Annotated in this window: 16 protein-coding genes and 1 pseudogene; all 17 read left to right on the top strand. The window is 66.3% G+C overall.

Translation table 11 applies throughout. The annotated features are described in order from the left end of the window. The first annotated feature begins 26 nt into the window (after nt 1-26). The 17 genes and pseudogenes from BMX61_RS15665 (at nt 27) to BMX61_RS15585 (ending at nt 15,331) form a co-directional block, all read left to right on the top strand. Nucleotides 27-434: a phage major tail protein, TP901-1 family gene (locus tag BMX61_RS15665; protein WP_075626155.1), complete on the top strand. Its 408-nt coding sequence runs from the start codon at nt 27-29 to the stop codon at nt 432-434. 11 nt (nt 435-445) lie between these two features. Next, the gene (locus tag BMX61_RS15660; RefSeq protein WP_075626218.1) at nt 446-802 is read left to right on the top strand and encodes a gene transfer agent family protein; all 357 of its coding nucleotides are present in this window, start codon (nt 446-448) and stop codon (nt 800-802) included. A gap of 50 nt (nt 803-852) precedes the next feature. Next, nucleotides 853-1,071: pseudogene (locus BMX61_RS15655) on the top strand (phage tail assembly chaperone); the annotation flags it as partial. Next, a complete protein-coding gene (locus BMX61_RS15650) occupies nt 1,068-1,604 on the top strand; it encodes a phage tail tape measure family protein (protein WP_075626157.1) in 537 nt (178 codons plus the stop codon). The pseudogene BMX61_RS15655 and the gene BMX61_RS15650, both read left to right, overlap by 4 nt. Before the next feature lie 100 nt (nt 1,605-1,704). Then, nucleotides 1,705-2,340, top strand: coding sequence for a DUF2460 domain-containing protein (locus BMX61_RS15645; RefSeq protein WP_075626158.1), 636 nt, complete (start codon nt 1,705-1,707; stop codon nt 2,338-2,340). Continuing rightward, entirely contained in the window at nt 2,337-3,239 is a 903-nt protein-coding gene (locus BMX61_RS15640; protein ID WP_075626159.1) for a DUF2163 domain-containing protein, read from the top strand. Before BMX61_RS15645 ends, BMX61_RS15640 begins: the two co-directional genes overlap by 4 nt. Continuing rightward, on the top strand, nt 3,236-3,682 hold the full coding sequence (locus BMX61_RS15635) for an NlpC/P60 family protein (protein ID WP_075626160.1): 447 nt from the start codon (nt 3,236-3,238) through the stop codon (nt 3,680-3,682). The genes BMX61_RS15640 and BMX61_RS15635 overlap by 4 nt, the downstream gene beginning before the upstream one ends. A gap of 6 nt (nt 3,683-3,688) precedes the next feature. After that, a complete protein-coding gene (locus BMX61_RS15630) occupies nt 3,689-7,522 on the top strand; it encodes a baseplate multidomain protein megatron (protein WP_075626161.1) in 3,834 nt (1,277 codons plus the stop codon). 20 nt (nt 7,523-7,542) lie between these two features. After that, the gene (locus BMX61_RS15625) at nt 7,543-7,749 is read left to right on the top strand and encodes a hypothetical protein (RefSeq protein WP_075626162.1); all 207 of its coding nucleotides are present in this window, start codon (nt 7,543-7,545) and stop codon (nt 7,747-7,749) included. A gap of 160 nt (nt 7,750-7,909) precedes the next feature. Then, nucleotides 7,910-8,164, top strand: a complete 255-nt coding sequence (locus BMX61_RS15620) for a hypothetical protein (protein ID WP_075626163.1) — start codon at nt 7,910-7,912, stop codon at nt 8,162-8,164. A 121-nt stretch (nt 8,165-8,285) separates the two neighbouring features. Beyond that, complete coding sequence (feuP, locus tag BMX61_RS15615) at nt 8,286-8,969, top strand: two-component system response regulator FeuP (protein WP_075626164.1); 684 nt, start codon at nt 8,286-8,288, stop codon at nt 8,967-8,969. 55 nt (nt 8,970-9,024) lie between these two features. After that, nucleotides 9,025-10,419 carry a sensor histidine kinase gene (locus BMX61_RS15610; RefSeq protein ID WP_075626165.1) on the top strand — a complete coding sequence of 465 codons (1,395 nt, stop codon included), beginning with the start codon at nt 9,025-9,027 and terminating at the stop codon, nt 10,417-10,419. Nucleotides 10,420-10,671: 252 nt separating this feature from the next. Beyond that, a complete protein-coding gene (locus BMX61_RS15605) occupies nt 10,672-11,094 on the top strand; it encodes a hypothetical protein (protein WP_075626219.1) in 423 nt (140 codons plus the stop codon). Between the two features lie 193 nt (nt 11,095-11,287). Continuing rightward, nucleotides 11,288-12,424, top strand: coding sequence for a c-type cytochrome biogenesis protein CcmI (ccmI, locus tag BMX61_RS15600; RefSeq protein ID WP_075626166.1), 1,137 nt, complete (start codon nt 11,288-11,290; stop codon nt 12,422-12,424). After that, entirely contained in the window at nt 12,421-12,870 is a 450-nt protein-coding gene (gene ccmE, locus BMX61_RS15595) for a cytochrome c maturation protein CcmE (RefSeq protein WP_075626167.1), read from the top strand. Before ccmI ends, ccmE begins: the two co-directional genes overlap by 4 nt. Further along, nucleotides 12,867-14,855: a heme lyase CcmF/NrfE family subunit gene (locus BMX61_RS15590; protein ID WP_075626168.1), complete on the top strand. Its 1,989-nt coding sequence runs from the start codon at nt 12,867-12,869 to the stop codon at nt 14,853-14,855. The genes ccmE and BMX61_RS15590 overlap by 4 nt, the downstream gene beginning before the upstream one ends. After that, complete coding sequence (locus BMX61_RS15585; protein WP_075626169.1) at nt 14,855-15,331, top strand: cytochrome c-type biogenesis protein; 477 nt, start codon at nt 14,855-14,857, stop codon at nt 15,329-15,331. Before BMX61_RS15590 ends, BMX61_RS15585 begins: the two co-directional genes overlap by 1 nt. Nucleotides 15,332-15,437: the final 106 nt, after the last annotated feature.

Here is a 15,437-nt window from a genome sequence, read left to right as displayed (position 1 = left end):
TTTCATTCGTGTCGAGGAGCCACGCCATGGCGGTGCAAAAGGGCAAGGATCTTCTCTTGAAGATCGACAAGGGTGGCAGCTTCGTCACCATCGGCGGATTGCGAACCAAGCGGCTCGCCTTCAATGCCGAAACGGTCGATGTCACCGATTCCGAATCCTCCGGCCGCTGGCGCGAGCTTTTGGGCGGGGCAGGCGTGCAGCGCGCCGCGCTATCCGGTCAGGGGCTGTTCAAGGACGGCGAGTCCGATGCGCTGGTACGCGCCGCATTCTTCGCCAGCAGCTTGCTAACCTGGCAGCTGATCCTGCCGGATTTCGGCAGCATCACCGGCCTTTTCCAGATCGCGGGCCTCACCTATTCCGGCAGTTTCAACGGCGAAATGCTGTTCGAGATCGCGCTGGAATCGGCCGGCCCGCTCAGCTTCGTGGCGCTGTGATGCGGGCGGGCGTGACGCAGGGGGTGCGGCGTGCCAATCGTCGCAGGGGCGAGATCGAGGCCTTTCTTGGAGGTGAGCGGCGGGTGCTGTGCCTGACGCTCGGCAGCCTCGCCGAGCTGGAAACCGCCTTTGGCGTCGACAGCCTTTCGGGGCTTGCCGCACGGCTCGGCCAGGGGCGACTGAGGGCGGAGGACCTCACGCATATTCTCGGCGCGGGCCTGCGCGGCGCCGGCACGGCTGTTGCGGACGAGGACGTGGCGCAGATGGCGCTGGATGGAGGGCTGGCACAGGCGGCGGGTGCCGTCTCACGCCTGCTTGCCGCAGCTTTTGGGCCAGCGGAACAGGCGGAGAAGCGCGAGGGCCCTTAAGTGCCGCAGCCGGCCCTGAGCCTGCCGAGGCAGCGCAACCCTTCGACTGGGCGTTGCTGCTGCATGCAGGCCTTGCCCGGTTGCGGCTGCCTCCCGCCCAATTCTGGGGCCTGACCCCGATCGAACTGGCGGCCGCGCTTGGCGCCTTTGCGCCCCGGCTGCGCCATCTCGGCCAGCGCGATCTTGCGCAGCTGATGGCCGCCTATCCCGACCAGGATGCCGACGAGCGCGTGGCGCGCTACGCGGCGCGACCAGGAGATGCCCGATGACGCAGCCCACCGAACCGACGGGCCCTGGCCTTTCGGACATGCGCCAAAGCGGCCAGGCGCTCGCCGGCGTGCTGGACGATCTCGAAGCCCGCTCGCGCAGTTTCGGCGCAGCCCTGACCGGCGCCCTGACCTCCGGGGTGCGCGACGGCCTCTCGCTGGAGGACGTGTTGCGCCGGGCGGGCATGCGCCTTGCCGATATCGCCCTGTCGGCGGGCGTGAAGCCGCTGGAGAATATGCTGGGGTCGGCGCTCGAAAGCGGCCTGGGTGCTCTGACGGGGGCTGGGTCGGCCGGCACAGCTGCCATGCCGGCGCTCCTGCAGGGCCTGACCACGGAGGGCAACGGCAACGAAAGCGGGCTCGGTGTGGACGCGGGTTCCGCCGCCCAAGCGCCTGCAGGCGCCATGCCGGTGGGTCAGGGCGCGCCGATCGTCTTCAATATCCGCACCGAGGATGCCGCAAGCTTCCGCCGCTCGGAAGGGCAGATCGCTGCCATGCTGAGCCGCACGGTGCGGCGCGGGCAGCGTGGGCTGTAGAGACGCGCCTCAGCCCACGCCGGTCGTCTCTTCGCCGCACGCGGCCGGCGCGCCTCGCGCCTTGGCCGAATGCGGCGCCTCTTTCCGGGAGATAGGGTTCATGGCCTTTCACGAAATCCGCTTTCCGCTTCGACTGGCGCTTGGCACCAGCGGCGGGCCCGAGCGGCGCACCGACATCGTCAGCCTCTCCAACGGCCGCGAAACGCGCAACCAGCGCTGGGCGCGCGCCCGGCGGCGCTATGATGCCGGTTCCGGCATCCGTTCGCTTGACGATCTCTATGCGGTGCTTGCCTTTTTCGAGGCCCGATCGGGGCGGCTCCATGGTTTCCGGTTCCGCGATCCGGTCGATTTCCGCTCCGGCCCGCCCGGCCGCCCGGCCCAGGCGACCGATCAGCGCATCGGCACGGGCGATGGCATGCGGCTGACCTTTCCGCTGATCAAGACCTATGCCGACGCCGGTGGCGGAACGGTACGCGATATCGCCAAGCCTGTGGCCGGCTCCCTGCTCATCGCTGTTGCGGGAAGGCCGGTGGCCAGCAGCGATGTCAGCTGCGACTGGACAAGCGGTCTCGTCACCTTCGCGGCAGGAAAGGCGCCGGCGGTCGGCGCTGCGGTCCAGGCGGGCTTCGAATTCGATGTGCCGGTGCGCTTCGATGCCGACCGGATCGACATCGATCTCGCCCAGTTTCAGGCAGGCCGCATTCCCACCATCCCGCTTGTGGAGATCCGCCCGTGAGACAGCTTCCTTCCGCGCTTGCCGCCCACCTTGGCGGCGATGCCACGACGCTCTGCCATGCCTGGCGGGTTACGCGGCGCGACGGTGTCGTCCTCGGCTTCACCGATCATGATGAGGATCTCGCTTTTGGCGGGCTGAGCTATCGCGCGGCCAGTGGCTTCGCCTCCGCGGATGCGCTGTTTGCCGCCGGCCTTTCTGTCGAGGCAGGCGAGGTTCATGGCGGCCTTTCCAGCGAGGCCATCACGGAGGCAGACGTTGCCGCAGGCCGCTATGACGGCGCCAGGGTCGAGGTGTTCAGCGTCAACTGGGCAGCGCCGGAGACGGCTCTTCTTCTCCAGGTTCATGAGATCGGCGAAGTCTCGCGCGCCGGCGGCGCCTTCCGCGCCGAGCTGCGGCGCATCACCCACAGGCTGGAGCAGGTGCAGGGGCGGCTCTACAGCCGTCGCTGCGATGCCGATTTCGGCGACGCCCGCTGCGGGCTCGACGTCACCGCGCCGCCACTGACCGTCGAGCGGGTTATCGCAGCCGTTGCCGCTGAGGCAAGCGTCATCCTGTCGACGCCGCTGCCGGGCGCCGACAACGACTGGCGTCTGGGTCGCCTCCATGTGCTCAGCGGCGCGGCCACGGGCTGGACAGGGCAGATCGGCGATCAGACCGCACAGAGCGATGGGCGAACGCGGCTATCGCTCTGGCTGCCGCCGCCGGTGCCCTTGCGCGCTGGCGACCGCGTCGCGATCACCGCCGGCTGCGACAAACGCTTTTCCACCTGCCGCCAGCGCTTTGGCAATGGTGTGAACTTCCAGGGCGTTCCGCATATGCCGGGGCTCGATTTCGCCTATGGCTATGCCGATGGCGATAGCGAGCATGATGGCCGGCCCCTGTTCGAGGACCTGCCATGACCGGCAAGCACGCGATCGGCGCACGGGTGTTGGACGTGGCACGCGGCTGGATCGGCACGCCCTATCGGCATCAAGCCAGCGCCAAGGGCGTAGGGTGCGACTGTCTCGGCCTGGTGCGCGGGATCTGGCGCGAGCTTTATGGCAGCGAGCCGGAGCCCTTGCCGGCTTATGGCAGGGACTGGGCGGGGCAGAGCGGCGCCGAGGATCGGCTGAACGCTGCCGCCCTGCGCCACTTCATCGCCCGCCCATCGGGCGCAGAGGCCGAACCGGGCGATCTCCTGCTGTTTCGCTGGCGGCCGCACATGCCGGCCAGCCATTGCGGCATCCTGATCGGCGACGGCCGCTTCATCCATGCCTATGAAAAGGCGGCGGTGCTTGCCTCGCCGCTTGCGCCCGGCTGGGCCCGGCGCATCTGCGGGCTCTTTCGTTTTCCCGATCTGTGAGGCGCCATGGCCACTCTTCTTTTGCAAACGGCCGGCGCCGCCATCGGCAGCGTTTTCGGCCCGGTCGGCGCCATTGTCGGCCGCGCGGTGGGCGCCATGGCCGGTTCGGCCATCGATCACGCGCTTCTGGGCGGTCAGCGCAGCGAGGGCGTGCGCCTTGGCGATGCGCGGCTTGTCGGAGCGGAGGAAGGTGCTGCCATCCCGCGTGCCTATGGTGCCGTCCGTCTCGGCGGCACGCTGATCTGGGCAACGCGTTTCGAGGAAGAAGCCCGCGTGGAGCGCCAGGGCGGCAAGGGCGGCGGCGCGCGCAGCGAAACCTTCCGCTATTACGCCAATTTTGCGCTCGGCCTCTGCGAAGGGCCGATCGCCTGCGTGCGCCGTGTCTGGGCGGATGGGCGCGAACTCGACCTTTCCACCGTCGAAATGCGCGTCTATCGCGGCACGCGGGATCAGGCCCCCGATCCGCTGATCGAGGCCAAACAGGGCGAAGGTCGCACACCGGCCTATCGCGGACTGGCCTATCTGGTGTTCGAGCATTTTCCGTTGGATGCCTATGGCAACCGCCTGCCGACCATCCAGGCCGAAGTGCTGCGCATCGTGGGTTCGCTGGAAAATCAGATCCGCGCGGTCACCATCATTCCCGGCGCCACCGAGCATGGCTACGATCCCCAGCGCGTCAGCGAAAGCCTGGGCGATGGCGAGCGCCGGCTGATCACCCGCAACGTCTTTCATGGCGACAGTGACTGGAAGGCATCGATCGACGAGCTGCAGGCGCTATGCCCCCATCTCGAGCGCGTGGCGCTTGTCGTCTCCTGGTTCGGCACGGATCTGAGAGCCGGACACTGCCAGATCGTCCCGGGTGTGGAAACAGCGCAGCGCGACGATGAGTCGAGCCTCTGGCAGGTGGCGGGCATCGCGCGGAAGGCTGCCCGTCTCGTCAGCCGCTCAGACGGTGGGCCTGCCTATGGCGGCACGCCCTCGGATGCCTCCGTGCTTGCCGCCATCGCCGATCTGAAGGCGCGCGGGCTGAAGGTCGTTCTCTACCCCTTTCTGATGATGGACATTCCGCACGGCAACAGCCTGCCGGATCCCTATGGTGGTGCGGCCCAGGCGGCCTATCCCTGGCGCGGGCGCATCACGGCCGCGCGTGCGCCGGGGCTGACGGGCAGCCCGGACAGGACCGCAGCCTTGCGCGACGAGATCGCACGCTTCATGGGCACTGCAAGCACGCGCGATTTTCGACTTGAGGACGGGCAGATCGTTTGCGATGCGCAAGACCAAGGTTATCGCCGGATGGTGCTGCATGCCGCCATGCTGGCGCGCCGGGCGGGCGGGGTCGAGGCCTTGCTGATCGGCTCCGAACTCGTTGGCCTCAGCACGTTGCGGGATGACACCAACGGCTTTCCGTTCGTCACGGCCCTGGCGAAATTGGCCGGCGACGTCCGCGCAATGCTCGGCCCCGATGTTGCGCTCACCTATGGCGCCGACTGGAGCGAGTATTTCGGCTACCATCCCGCCGACGGGTCCGGCGACGTCTACTTCCATCTGGATGCGCTCTGGGCCAGCGAAGCGATCGACGCCGTCGGCATCGACAATTACATGCCGCTCTCCGACTGGCGGGACGGGGATGTCGATGCCGGCAACCCCGATGGCTTCCGCATCGCGGCCGATGGCGCGGCCCTGCAGCGCATGATCACGGCGGGCGAAGGTTACGACTGGTATTATCCCGATGCCGGCGCGCGGGATCGCCGTCAGCGTCTGCCGATCGAAGACGGCCTGGCGGGCAAGCCCTGGGTCTTCCGCGTCAAGGATATCGAAAGCTGGTGGGCCAATCCGCATTATGACCGGGTGGGTGGCCGGGAGCGGACGACACCGACGGCCTGGAAGGCCAGGATGAAGCCGATCTGGTTTACCGAACTCGGCTGCCCGGCCATCGACAAAGGGGCCAACCAGCCCAATGTTTTTCTCGATCCGAAATCGGTCGAGAGCGCGGCGCCTTATTTCTCCAGTGGCCGGCGTGACGACCTCATCCAGCGCCGGTTTCTCGAGGCCCATCTGAGCCATTGGGCCGGCCGCACCCTACCGGCGGCCGTCGATCCCGGGCATATCTTCCTCTGGACATGGGATGCCCGGCCCTTTCCGGCCTTTCCGCAGGATGGCGGGCTCTTTGCCGATGGCGGCAATTGGCGCACCGGCCACTGGCTGACGGGGCGGCTAGGCGCCGGAACGCTGCCTGACATTCTCGCCGCCATCCTGGCCGATCACGGGTTCGAGGCTGGCGATGTCGAGGAAGCGGCGGGCGATCTGATCGGCTATGTCAAGGCCGAGCAGACGGCCGCCCGCAACCTGATCGAGCCGCTGATGGCCGCCTTCTGCCTCGACGCGGTTGAGCGCGGCAACAAGCTTGCCTGGCGCAGCCGGCTGGCCCGCGCGAGCACGCCACTGGTGCTCGATGTGCTGGCCGAGGAGGAAGGCCGGGCGGACTTCGAGGAAACCCGCGCGCATGAGAGCGAACTGGCGGGCGAGGCCGTTCTCGATCATCTCGACTCCGAAAACAACTATGGCCGTGCCACCTCGCGCGCGCTGGCGCCGCTTGCCGCCTCCGCGCGGGTGCTGACGCTGGCGCTCCCCGGCACCATGCACGGTGAGGCGGCCGCAGCCGCAGTCGAAAACATGCTGCGCGATCATCAGGCCAGCCGCCGGAAACTGCATTTTTCGCTGGGGCCGAACGCGCTGTTGCCCGAGCCGGGGGACCGCATCGTCCTGCCGGACCGACTTGACGGTACCTTCCTGATCGAGCGCATCGAGGACGGCCTGGTGCGCATGGTGGAAGCGCGCGGCTTTGTCAGCGCCAGCGCCGGTGCAGCGGCCCCGCCGGTGCGGCGGATTGCGCCGGCCCGCCGTGCCTCGAGTGGCTATGCGCCTTTGGTGGTGATGATGGATCTGCCGCCTTATGAAAGCGGCGCTGAAACGGATTTCGCGCGTGCGGCCGCCTTCGCCCGGCCCTGGCGTCGCACAGTGTTATCCTCCTCGCCCGTGCGGGAAGATTATGTCCCGCGCCTGTCTCTCAACCGCCCCGCCACGATCGGGAGCCTGCGTGAGACGCTGGCCCCCGGCGTGGCCGGCCGCCTGCTGCCCACCGCACTGGCGGTGAGCTTGCGTGGCGGCGAATGCGCGTCGGTTCCGCTTCTGTCTCTGCTCAATGGTGCCAACCGGCTGGCAGTGTTGGCGGCCAATGGCATCTGGGAGGTGCTGGGCTTTCAGGCCGCCGAGGAGACAGCGCCCGGAGAATGGCGGCTGTCGGGCCTGCTGCGCGGCCTGGGCGGCAGCACGGATGCCATGGCCGCCGGTGCGCCAGCCGGCGCACGCGTCGTCAAGCTCGACGCCGCCGTCCGCACGCTTGGCCTGACGAGCGAGGAGGTCGGTCGGCCGATCTGGTGGGCCGCCGGTACGCCTGGGCAGGCCGCGAGTGCAGCCTTTTCCTTCTCGGGCGGGTTGCGCGCTCAAACCCCGTTGGCGCCGGTGCATCTGAGTGCCCGGCGTTTGGCCAGGGGCGATATCGCCCTCTCTTGGATTCGCTGTGGCCGTGTGGACTCCGACTCCTGGACGGATGGCGACATCCCCTTTGACGAGCCGGACGATCTCTATCGGCTTGAGATCCTGTCCCCGTCAGGCGCGCAGAAGCGGACGCTGACGGTGCAGGGCCCTGCTCACGTCTATAGCGCGGCCGATGAGCGCACGGATTGGGGTTCGCCTCAAGACAGCCTGCGAATCCGCGTCAGTCAGATCGGTCGCGTCGTGGCCTCAGGCCTCGTAGCCGAGGCCGTTCTGCGCGTTTAACCTCACGAAGGAGTGATAGAATGACCGAGGAAAAGAACTGGTATGCCTCGCGCACCGTCTGGGGCGGGCTGATTGCGCTTCTGGCCGCGCTGGCCAAGGTTGCGGGCGTCGATTTGAGCCTGGAAGACCAGACCGGCATTCTGGATGGGGTGACCGCGCTGACCGGCGGGATCGGCGGCTTGCTTGCCATCTATGGTCGGCTACGCGCACGCCATCGGTTGGTTTGACGCGCGCCGCTCTGGCGGATGAACAGATTGGCCCTGCACCGCGTTTTGTGCAGAGCCGCAATGTGGCGTTGCGATACCTCGCGACGCCACATTCATTTGCCATTCAGACAGGTTTCGCTATCAAATTCTCATACACCGGCCCTTTGTGGAAAGTGCGTTCATGTCGTCACCCCTGCTCATCGCGACGCTCGCAGCGGGCCTTTCCGGTGCCCCGCCGCAGAACGTTGACGAACCGCCACCCTTGATCCGGGTGTCGGCCGCTGATTGCAGCGCGGCCGCGGCCCAGGTTGTTTCGGAAACCGGCGGGGAGCTTTTGTCCGCCCAGCCGACAAGCGATGGCAAGTGCGTAATCACCGTGCTCATTCCCGGTAATGGCGGCCGGCCGAAGAAGATGACAGTGCGCGTGCCGATGTAACGCGGGGTCGGCTCTGTGCGCCGCTGACGCGTCGTATTTTTCTCTTTTACGTTCGATTTTGGTCTATGAAGGCGGGGATGGGCGCAAGGCCCTGATGCCGCAAGGGGAAAAGAGTTCGGTCATGCGCATTCTTGTCGTCGAGGACGACGCCAATCTCAACCGGCAGCTGGCCGATACGCTGAAGGAAGCCGGCTATGTCGTCGATCAGGCCTTCGACGGCGAGGAGGGGCATTATCTTGGCGATAGCGAGCCCTATGACGCCATCATCCTCGATATCGGCCTGCCGGAAATGGACGGCATCACGGTGCTGGAGAAATGGCGCGCCGACGGCAAGCGCATGCCCGTTTTGATTCTCACCGCGCGCGACCGATGGAGCGACAAGGTGGCGGGCATCGACGCCGGCGCGGACGACTATGTCACGAAGCCCTTCCATGTCGAAGAGGTGCTGGCGCGCATCCGCGCGCTGATCCGCCGCGCTGCCGGCCATGCCACGTCTGAGATCGTCTGCGGTCCCGTCAGGCTCGACACCAAAGGCTCGAAGGCGACGATGAACGGCGTGGCGCTGAAGCTGACGTCGCACGAATTTCGCCTGCTGTCCTATCTCATGCATCATATGGGCCAGGTTGTCTCGCGCACCGAGCTCGTCGAGCATATGTACGATCAGGATTTCGACCGTGATTCCAATACGATCGAGGTCTTTGTCGGCCGGCTGCGCAAGAAGATCGGCAATGACCTGATCGAAACGGTGCGCGGACTGGGTTACCGCATGCAGGCGCCGGGCTCCGCCGGCAAGGACGTCAAATGAGCGCAAGCGCTTCGCCTGTCGCCGTTGCGCCAAGTCATTCGGCCGGACGGCGACCATGATCCTCCGGCCGCAGTCTCTGACCGCGCGCGTGCTCCTGGTTTCCACCATCTGGGCGGTCTCGTCGCTGGTGGTGATCGGGATCGTAATCTCGGCGCTCTATCGTCAGGGCTCGGAGCGCGGCTTTCAGGATCTGTTGCGCGCCCAGCTCTACAACGTCGTCAATTCCATCGTCGTCAACGAGAACGAGCAGCTTGCCGGCAGCCCGTCGCTTGGCGATCTGCGCTTCTCGCAGCCGCAGACCGGCTGGTACTGGATCGTCGAGCCGATCGGCGAATTCAACACGCCGCCGCTCGCCTCAACCTCGCTTGGCACCGGCAAGCTGCCGATCGCCAGTGTCGATCAGGTCCCGTTCGACATCCGCTATGAGCGTTTTTACACCACCCACGATTCCTTCAACAACAAGGTGGAGGTGGCCGAGACCGAGGTCGTCCTCGATCTTCAGGGCCATGCGGCCCGCTTTCGCGTTGCGGGCAACCGCAATGTGCTGGAAAGCGACATCAACGATTTCAACCGCAATCTCTATCTCGCGCTGTCGATCTTCGGTTTCGGCGGGCTGGGCATGAACGCGCTGGCGATCCTCTTCGGCCTGCGCCCGCTGGACCAGGCGCGCCGGTCGCTGGAAAAGATCCGCGCCGGCGAGAGCGAGCGGCTGGATGGCAGCTTTCCGCGCGAGATCCAGCCTTTGGCGAGCGAGATCAACGCGCTGATCGAGAGCAACCGCCGCATTGTCGAGCGCGCGCGCATGCAGGTCGGCAATCTTGCCCATTCCCTAAAGACGCCGATCGCCGTACTGATGAACGAGGCGCGCGTGCTCGAAGCGCCGCATGGCGATCTGCTGCGGGCCCAGGCGGATGCGATGCAGACGCAGGTGCAAACCTATCTCAACCGGGCGCGGATTGCCGCCCAGCGCGAATCGGTTCTGGCCCGCACTGATATCGAAACGGTGCTGGAGCGGTTGGTGCGCGTCATGCGCCGGCTCAATCCCGAGCGCAGCTTCGTGCTCAGCGTCCTGCCGCCGGGGCTGACGCTGGCCATGGAGCAGCAGGATGTCGAGGAAACGGTTGGCAATCTCCTGGAAAATGCGGCCCGCTATGCGACCAACGAGGTGCGCATCACCGCCACCCCGGCGCCGGAGGCTCCTGCCGGGCAGGAGGGTGGCCGGCGCAGCTGGATCGTCATCGAAGTCGAGGATGACGGGCCCGGCCTGACGACCGAGCAAATCGGGCAGGCAATCAAGCGCGGCAAACGGCTGGACGAGAGCAAGCCGGGCACCGGGCTCGGCCTGTCGATCGTGCGCGAGATTGCCAGCGAATATCACGGCGCCTTTGGCCTTTCCCGAGGGGAGCGCGGCGGCCTGAAGGCAACGCTGGTCCTGCCGGGTGTTGCATGAGGCCGTTCCGGCCAAGCGCCTGTGGCAGAAGGGAAACAACCGGGGGATCGCATGCGCTTGCTGCCAGCGCTTTGCCAGATCTTCCATCGGCTCAACTTGTTTGCGCTGTCATCAGATGCGACAAGGCGGAAGAGATCGATGATGAGGCTGCATGACGTGACGATCGGACAGAAGGCGACGCCCGCGACCCTGATATTGACCTTTATGTCGGCTCTTGAAGCTGTGCGCCCGTATATCAGGCGCGACCGTGGCATGATCAAGGGAGCGCTTTCGGCCCTGTCGCTCGCCAGCCTGTGCGCCGTTTTGACCGGTTGCGGTGCCGGCGCTGCCAAACCATCGCTGACGGGTGTCAATACCGGCGGTTCTGCCGCGTCCGCTTATCTGGCGGCGCTGGGACCGGGCGTGATTGGCCGTGTGAGCGGGCTGAAGCTCTCGACGGCCGATCATCAGCGCGCCCTGGCGGCGGAGTATCGCGCGCTCGAAATTGCGCCGAGCGGGCAGGAGGTGGAGTGGCAGGGCAAAGGCGTGACGGGCTCGATCGTCGCCGCTGCACCCTATCAGGTCGGCTCGCAGAATTGCCGGCAGCTGAGCCATACGGTGACCTTCAATGGGCAGGAACAGGTCGCCCGCGGCGTCGCCTGCCGCAACAGCGATGGCACGTGGACCCCGCTTTGATGTGGGCTTGCGGCAATGGGGCGCGGGGCATGGCCGGTGCGGTTTTGGTAAAGTCCGGTCAGCGTCGCCTTTTATCCGCCGTTGGCAGCGATCGAAACCATGCTTTGCCGGCGCGATGTCTTGTGGCGTCACTTTTCCTTGATGCGGCCTGCGGCGCATGGAGCGGCGGCGCCAAGCAGGATATGTCGGACTGATGCTCTTCTGGGTTCTCGTTTCGTTTCTGACGGCCTGCGTCGCCATCGCGCTGATGCTTCCGCTGTTGCGCGGCGAAAAAGGAAGCGCCGTGGCTGCCCGTGGCGATGTGGCCGTCTATCGCGATCAACTGGCCGAGATCGAGCGCGACAAGGCTTCGGGGTTGGTCGCGGCAGACGAGGCCGAGCGCGCCCGCGCCGAGATCGGCCGGCGGCTGATCGCCGCCGTGGACGCGGAAGCATCGGAGCGCCGGGTACGTGACACGCCGCGCGCGGGCCTTCTCGCGCAGGCTGCGATCGTCGTTCTTCTGCCGCTTCTCTGTCTTGGTCTCTATATCTCCATGGGACGTCCCGGTCTTCCGGATCAGCCGCTGGCCGCACGCCTGGCGACGCCGGATGGCGATATCGAAGTGCTGATCGCCCGTGTAGAAGCCGCACTTGTCGCCAACCCCGATGATGGGGCCGGCTGGGATGTGCTGGCGCCGGTTTATGCCCGGCGTGGCCGGCTGGAGGACGCGGTCGAAGCCTATAGAAACGCCCTGCGGATCCTGGGCGATACGCCGGAGAGACTGGCCGGTTTTGCCGAGACGCTGATTGCGGCGGCCGATGGCCAGGTCGTGCCGGCCGCGCGCGAAGCGCTGCAGCGGGCTTTGAGCCTGGCGCCGGGAGATCCGGGCGTGCGCTTCTATCTGGCCCTTGGCCTGGAACAGAACGGGCGCGCCGACGAGGCCCGCGCGGCGTTTGCGGACCTCGCGGCATCGGCCCCTGCAAATGCGCCCTGGCTTGCCTTGGTGCAAAGCCATCTCGCCCGGCTCGGCACGCCCACGCCCACGCCGCAGCCGGCAGCGCCAGCCGGACCCAGCACCGCGGATATCGCTGCGGCAGAGGACATGCAGCCGGCGGATCGAAAAGCGATGATCGAGGGTATGGTGAGCGGATTGGCGGCACGGCTCAAGGCGCAGCCTGCGGATGCCGAAGGCTGGCAGCGGCTCATGCGCTCCTATATGGTGCTGGGGCGGCCTGATGAGGCTCGCCAGGCGCTGAAAGACGGGTTGTCCCATTTCCCGGCTAAGAGCGAGCCGGGTCGGCAACTGTTGGCGCTCGCCAAAACGCTCGGGCTGGTGCGGGAGGGATTATGAGCCGCAAGCAGAAGCGCCTTGCGCTGATCTCGGGCGCCGTCGGTTTCGTATCGCTGGCGGTGTTGTTGGTGCTGTTCGCCTTCAGCCAAGCGGTCGCCTACTTCTATGTCCCCGGCGATCTCGCCAAGGCGAAGCTTGCCCCGGGCACGCGCATCCGCTTGGGTGGCCTTGTTGCGACCGGCTCCGTCCAGCGGGCGGCGGGAACGCAGGTGCATTTCACCGTGACCGATACGATCGGCGCCGTGCCGGTTACCTATGACGGGATTCTGCCCGATCTTTTCCGCGAAGGACAGGGCGTGGTTGCTGAAGGGCGATTGACCGCCGATGGCGGCTTCGCGGCGGACACGGTGCTTGCCAAGCATGACGAGACCTACATGCCCAAGGACGTGGCCGACCGCTTGAAGGCCCAAGGCGTGACGCTTGGCGGGCAGGAGACCATTCGATGATTGTGGAACTCGGCCATTATGCGCTGGTTCTGGCGCTGGCCACCGCGCTGCTGCAATGCCTTCTGCCGCTGGTCGGTGTGCTGACATCCGATCCGGCGCTTATGCGCACCGGCACCAATGCCGCTTATGCTGGTTTTGGCCTCACGCTCCTTGCCTTCTGCGCGCTCGCGACCGCCTATGTGACCTCCGATTTCTCGGTTGTGAACGTCTTCGAGAATTCCCATTCGCAGATACCGGTGATCTATCGCTTTTCCGGCGTCTGGGGCAATCATGAGGGGTCGATGCTCCTGTGGCTGCTCATTCTGTCGTTCTTCTCAGCGCTCGTCGCCTTTTTCGGCAGCCATCTTCCCGAGCGGTTGAAAGCCCTGGTTCTGTCGGTTCAGGCTGCGCTCGCCGCCGCCTTCGCGCTGTTCGTTCTGGCGACCTCGAACCCCTTTCTCCGGCTCGATCCAGCGCCGGGCGAAGGGCGCGATCTGAACCCTGTGCTGCAGGATGTCGGCCTCGCCATCCACCCGCCGCTGCTCTACCTCGGCTATGTCGGCTTCTCCGTCTGCTTTTCCTTCGCCGTGGCGGCCTTGATCGATGGACGGATCGACGCGGCCTGGGCGCGCTGGGTGCGTCCCTGGGCCCTGATGGCCTGGAGTTTCCTGACGGTCGGCATCGCCATGGGCTCCTACTGGGCTTATTACGAACTCGGCTGGGGCGGCTGGTGGTTCTGGGATCCGGTGGAAAATGCCTCCTTCATGCCCTGGCTCGCGGGCACGGCCCTCCTGCATTCCGCGCTGGTCATGGAAAAGCGCGAGGCCCTGAAGATCTGGACGGTGCTGCTCGCCATCCTGACCTTTTCCCTGTCCTTGCTTGGCACCTTTCTCGTGCGCTCTGGCGTGCTGACCTCCGTGCATGCTTTTGCCACCGACCCGCGCCGTGGCGTCTTCATCCTGGCAATCCTGGTCATCGTCATCGGCGGCGCGCTGTCGCTGTTCGCGCTGCGCGCAGGAACGCTCAAGGCCGGCGGTCTCTTCGCGCCGATCTCGCGGGAAGGGGCGCTGGTGCTCAACAATCTGATCCTCACCACTGCAACGGCGACTGTGCTGATCGGCACGCTCTATCCCCTGGTGCTGGAGACCCTGACCGGCGCCAAGATTTCCGTCGGCCCACCCTTCTTCAATCTGACCTTCGGCCTTCTGATGATGCCGCTGCTCTTTGTCGTTCCCTTCGGGCCGATGCTGGCCTGGAAGCGGGGCGATCTCGCGGGGGCGGCGGAGCGACTGCTGACATCGGCCCTTCTGGCGCTGCTCGTCGGCGCGGTCGTTCTTTACGGGGCCTGGGGTGGCCCGATCCTGGCGCCTTTCATCATCGCGCTCGGTGTTTTCCTCATGCTGGGCGCGCTTGCCGAGCCGGCTTTTCGCGCCGGCTTCGGAAAGCTCGGCTTCATGCTCGCGCTGCGCCGGCTGCGCGGCCTGCCGCGCTCGACCTTCGGCACGGCGTTCGCGCATTTCGGCCTGGGCGTCACGCTGATCGGCATCGTCTGCGCCACCGCCTATCAAACCGAGGCGATCGTCGAGATGCGGCCCGGACAGACGATCGAAGCCGGCGGCTATAGCCTGACCTTCGACGGCCTGCGCCCCGCGGCCGGGCCGAACTATTCCGAGGAACGCGGTCACTTCAGCCTGCGCAAAGGTGGCGTGGACGCTGGCGAGGTCTGGTCGTCCAAGCGCGTCTATACGGCACGGCGGATGCCCACCACCGAGGCCGGCATCCGCACCTTCGGCTTCAGCCAGCTCTATGTTTCGCTTGGCGATAGCAAAGAGGACGGCGCGGTGGTGGTGCGGATCTGGTGGAAGCCTTGGGTCTTGTGCATCTGGCTTGGCGCGCTCCTTATGTTTGCCGGCGGGGCCGTGTCCTTGAGTGATCGTCGTCTGCGCATTGGCGTTCCCGCACGCTCGCGGCAGAGGCCGATCCAGGCTGTCGAGGCGGGCGAATAGTGAGCCGGGCGCTGCGGTTTCTCCTCCTTCTTCTAGCTCTTCTCGGCGGCTTCTCTTTCGAGCCGGCGCTGGCCGTCAATCCCGAGGAGCGGCTGTCCGATCCTGCGTTGGAAGCGCGCGCAAGAGCCCTCTCCGCGCAACTGCGCTGCATGGTCTGCCAGAACCAGTCGATCGACGATTCCAATGCGGAGCTTGCCAAGGATCTGCGGCTAATCGTGCGGGAAAGGCTGGCGACAGGCGCAAGCGATGATGCGGTGCTGGACTATGTCGTCTCGCGCTATGGCGAATTCGTTCTGCTGAAGCCGAGGGTGGAGGCGAAGACGTTGTTGCTCTGGGGCGCGCCGCTCCTGCTGCTGGCCGGTGGAGCCCTAGGCCTGTTTATCGTTGCGCGCAGGCGACGGGTCATCGCGCCGGTCACCGCTCTGACGGACGCCGAACGCACCAGGCTCGACGATATCCTGCGCGTCGAGGACTGAAGGCGGGAGCGCTCTGGCACTCCTCTGGCAGGTTGTCCATCACGGCCGTCGCCAGCAAGATTACGAAAAATTCACCCACCGGAAATACCGGAGTAAGGTGCGCTCC

The organism is Xaviernesmea oryzae (assembly GCF_900109605.1).
In the GTDB taxonomy this organism is placed as follows: domain Bacteria; phylum Pseudomonadota; class Alphaproteobacteria; order Rhizobiales; family Rhizobiaceae; genus Xaviernesmea; species Xaviernesmea oryzae.
The sequence above is the reverse complement of the archived record's forward strand: the minus strand, read 5'-3'. Positions and strand labels throughout refer to the sequence as shown.

Bases quoted from the DNA above. Each gene is read 5' to 3' on its own strand.
- BMX61_RS15665 (WP_075626155.1), top strand. From the start codon at position 27: ATGGCGGTGCAAAAGGGCAAGGATCTTCTCTTGAAGATCGACAAGGGT.
- BMX61_RS15650 (WP_075626157.1), top strand. From the start codon at position 1,068: ATGACGCAGCCCACCGAACCGACGGGCCCTGGCCTTTCGGACATGCGC.
- BMX61_RS15645 (WP_075626158.1), top strand. From the start codon at position 1,705: ATGGCCTTTCACGAAATCCGCTTTCCGCTTCGACTGGCGCTTGGCACC.
- BMX61_RS15635 (WP_075626160.1), top strand. From the start codon at position 3,236: ATGACCGGCAAGCACGCGATCGGCGCACGGGTGTTGGACGTGGCACGC.
- BMX61_RS15630 (WP_075626161.1), top strand. From the start codon at position 3,689: ATGGCCACTCTTCTTTTGCAAACGGCCGGCGCCGCCATCGGCAGCGTT.
- BMX61_RS15625 (WP_075626162.1), top strand. From the start codon at position 7,543: ATGACCGAGGAAAAGAACTGGTATGCCTCGCGCACCGTCTGGGGCGGG.
- BMX61_RS15620 (WP_075626163.1), top strand. From the start codon at position 7,910: ATGTCGTCACCCCTGCTCATCGCGACGCTCGCAGCGGGCCTTTCCGGT.
- feuP (WP_075626164.1), top strand. From the start codon at position 8,286: ATGCGCATTCTTGTCGTCGAGGACGACGCCAATCTCAACCGGCAGCTG.
- BMX61_RS15610 (WP_075626165.1), top strand. From the start codon at position 9,025: ATGATCCTCCGGCCGCAGTCTCTGACCGCGCGCGTGCTCCTGGTTTCC.
- BMX61_RS15605 (WP_075626219.1), top strand. From the start codon at position 10,672: ATGATCAAGGGAGCGCTTTCGGCCCTGTCGCTCGCCAGCCTGTGCGCC.
- ccmI (WP_075626166.1), top strand. From the start codon at position 11,288: ATGCTCTTCTGGGTTCTCGTTTCGTTTCTGACGGCCTGCGTCGCCATC.
- ccmE (WP_075626167.1), top strand. From the start codon at position 12,421: ATGAGCCGCAAGCAGAAGCGCCTTGCGCTGATCTCGGGCGCCGTCGGT.
- BMX61_RS15590 (WP_075626168.1), top strand. From the start codon at position 12,867: ATGATTGTGGAACTCGGCCATTATGCGCTGGTTCTGGCGCTGGCCACC.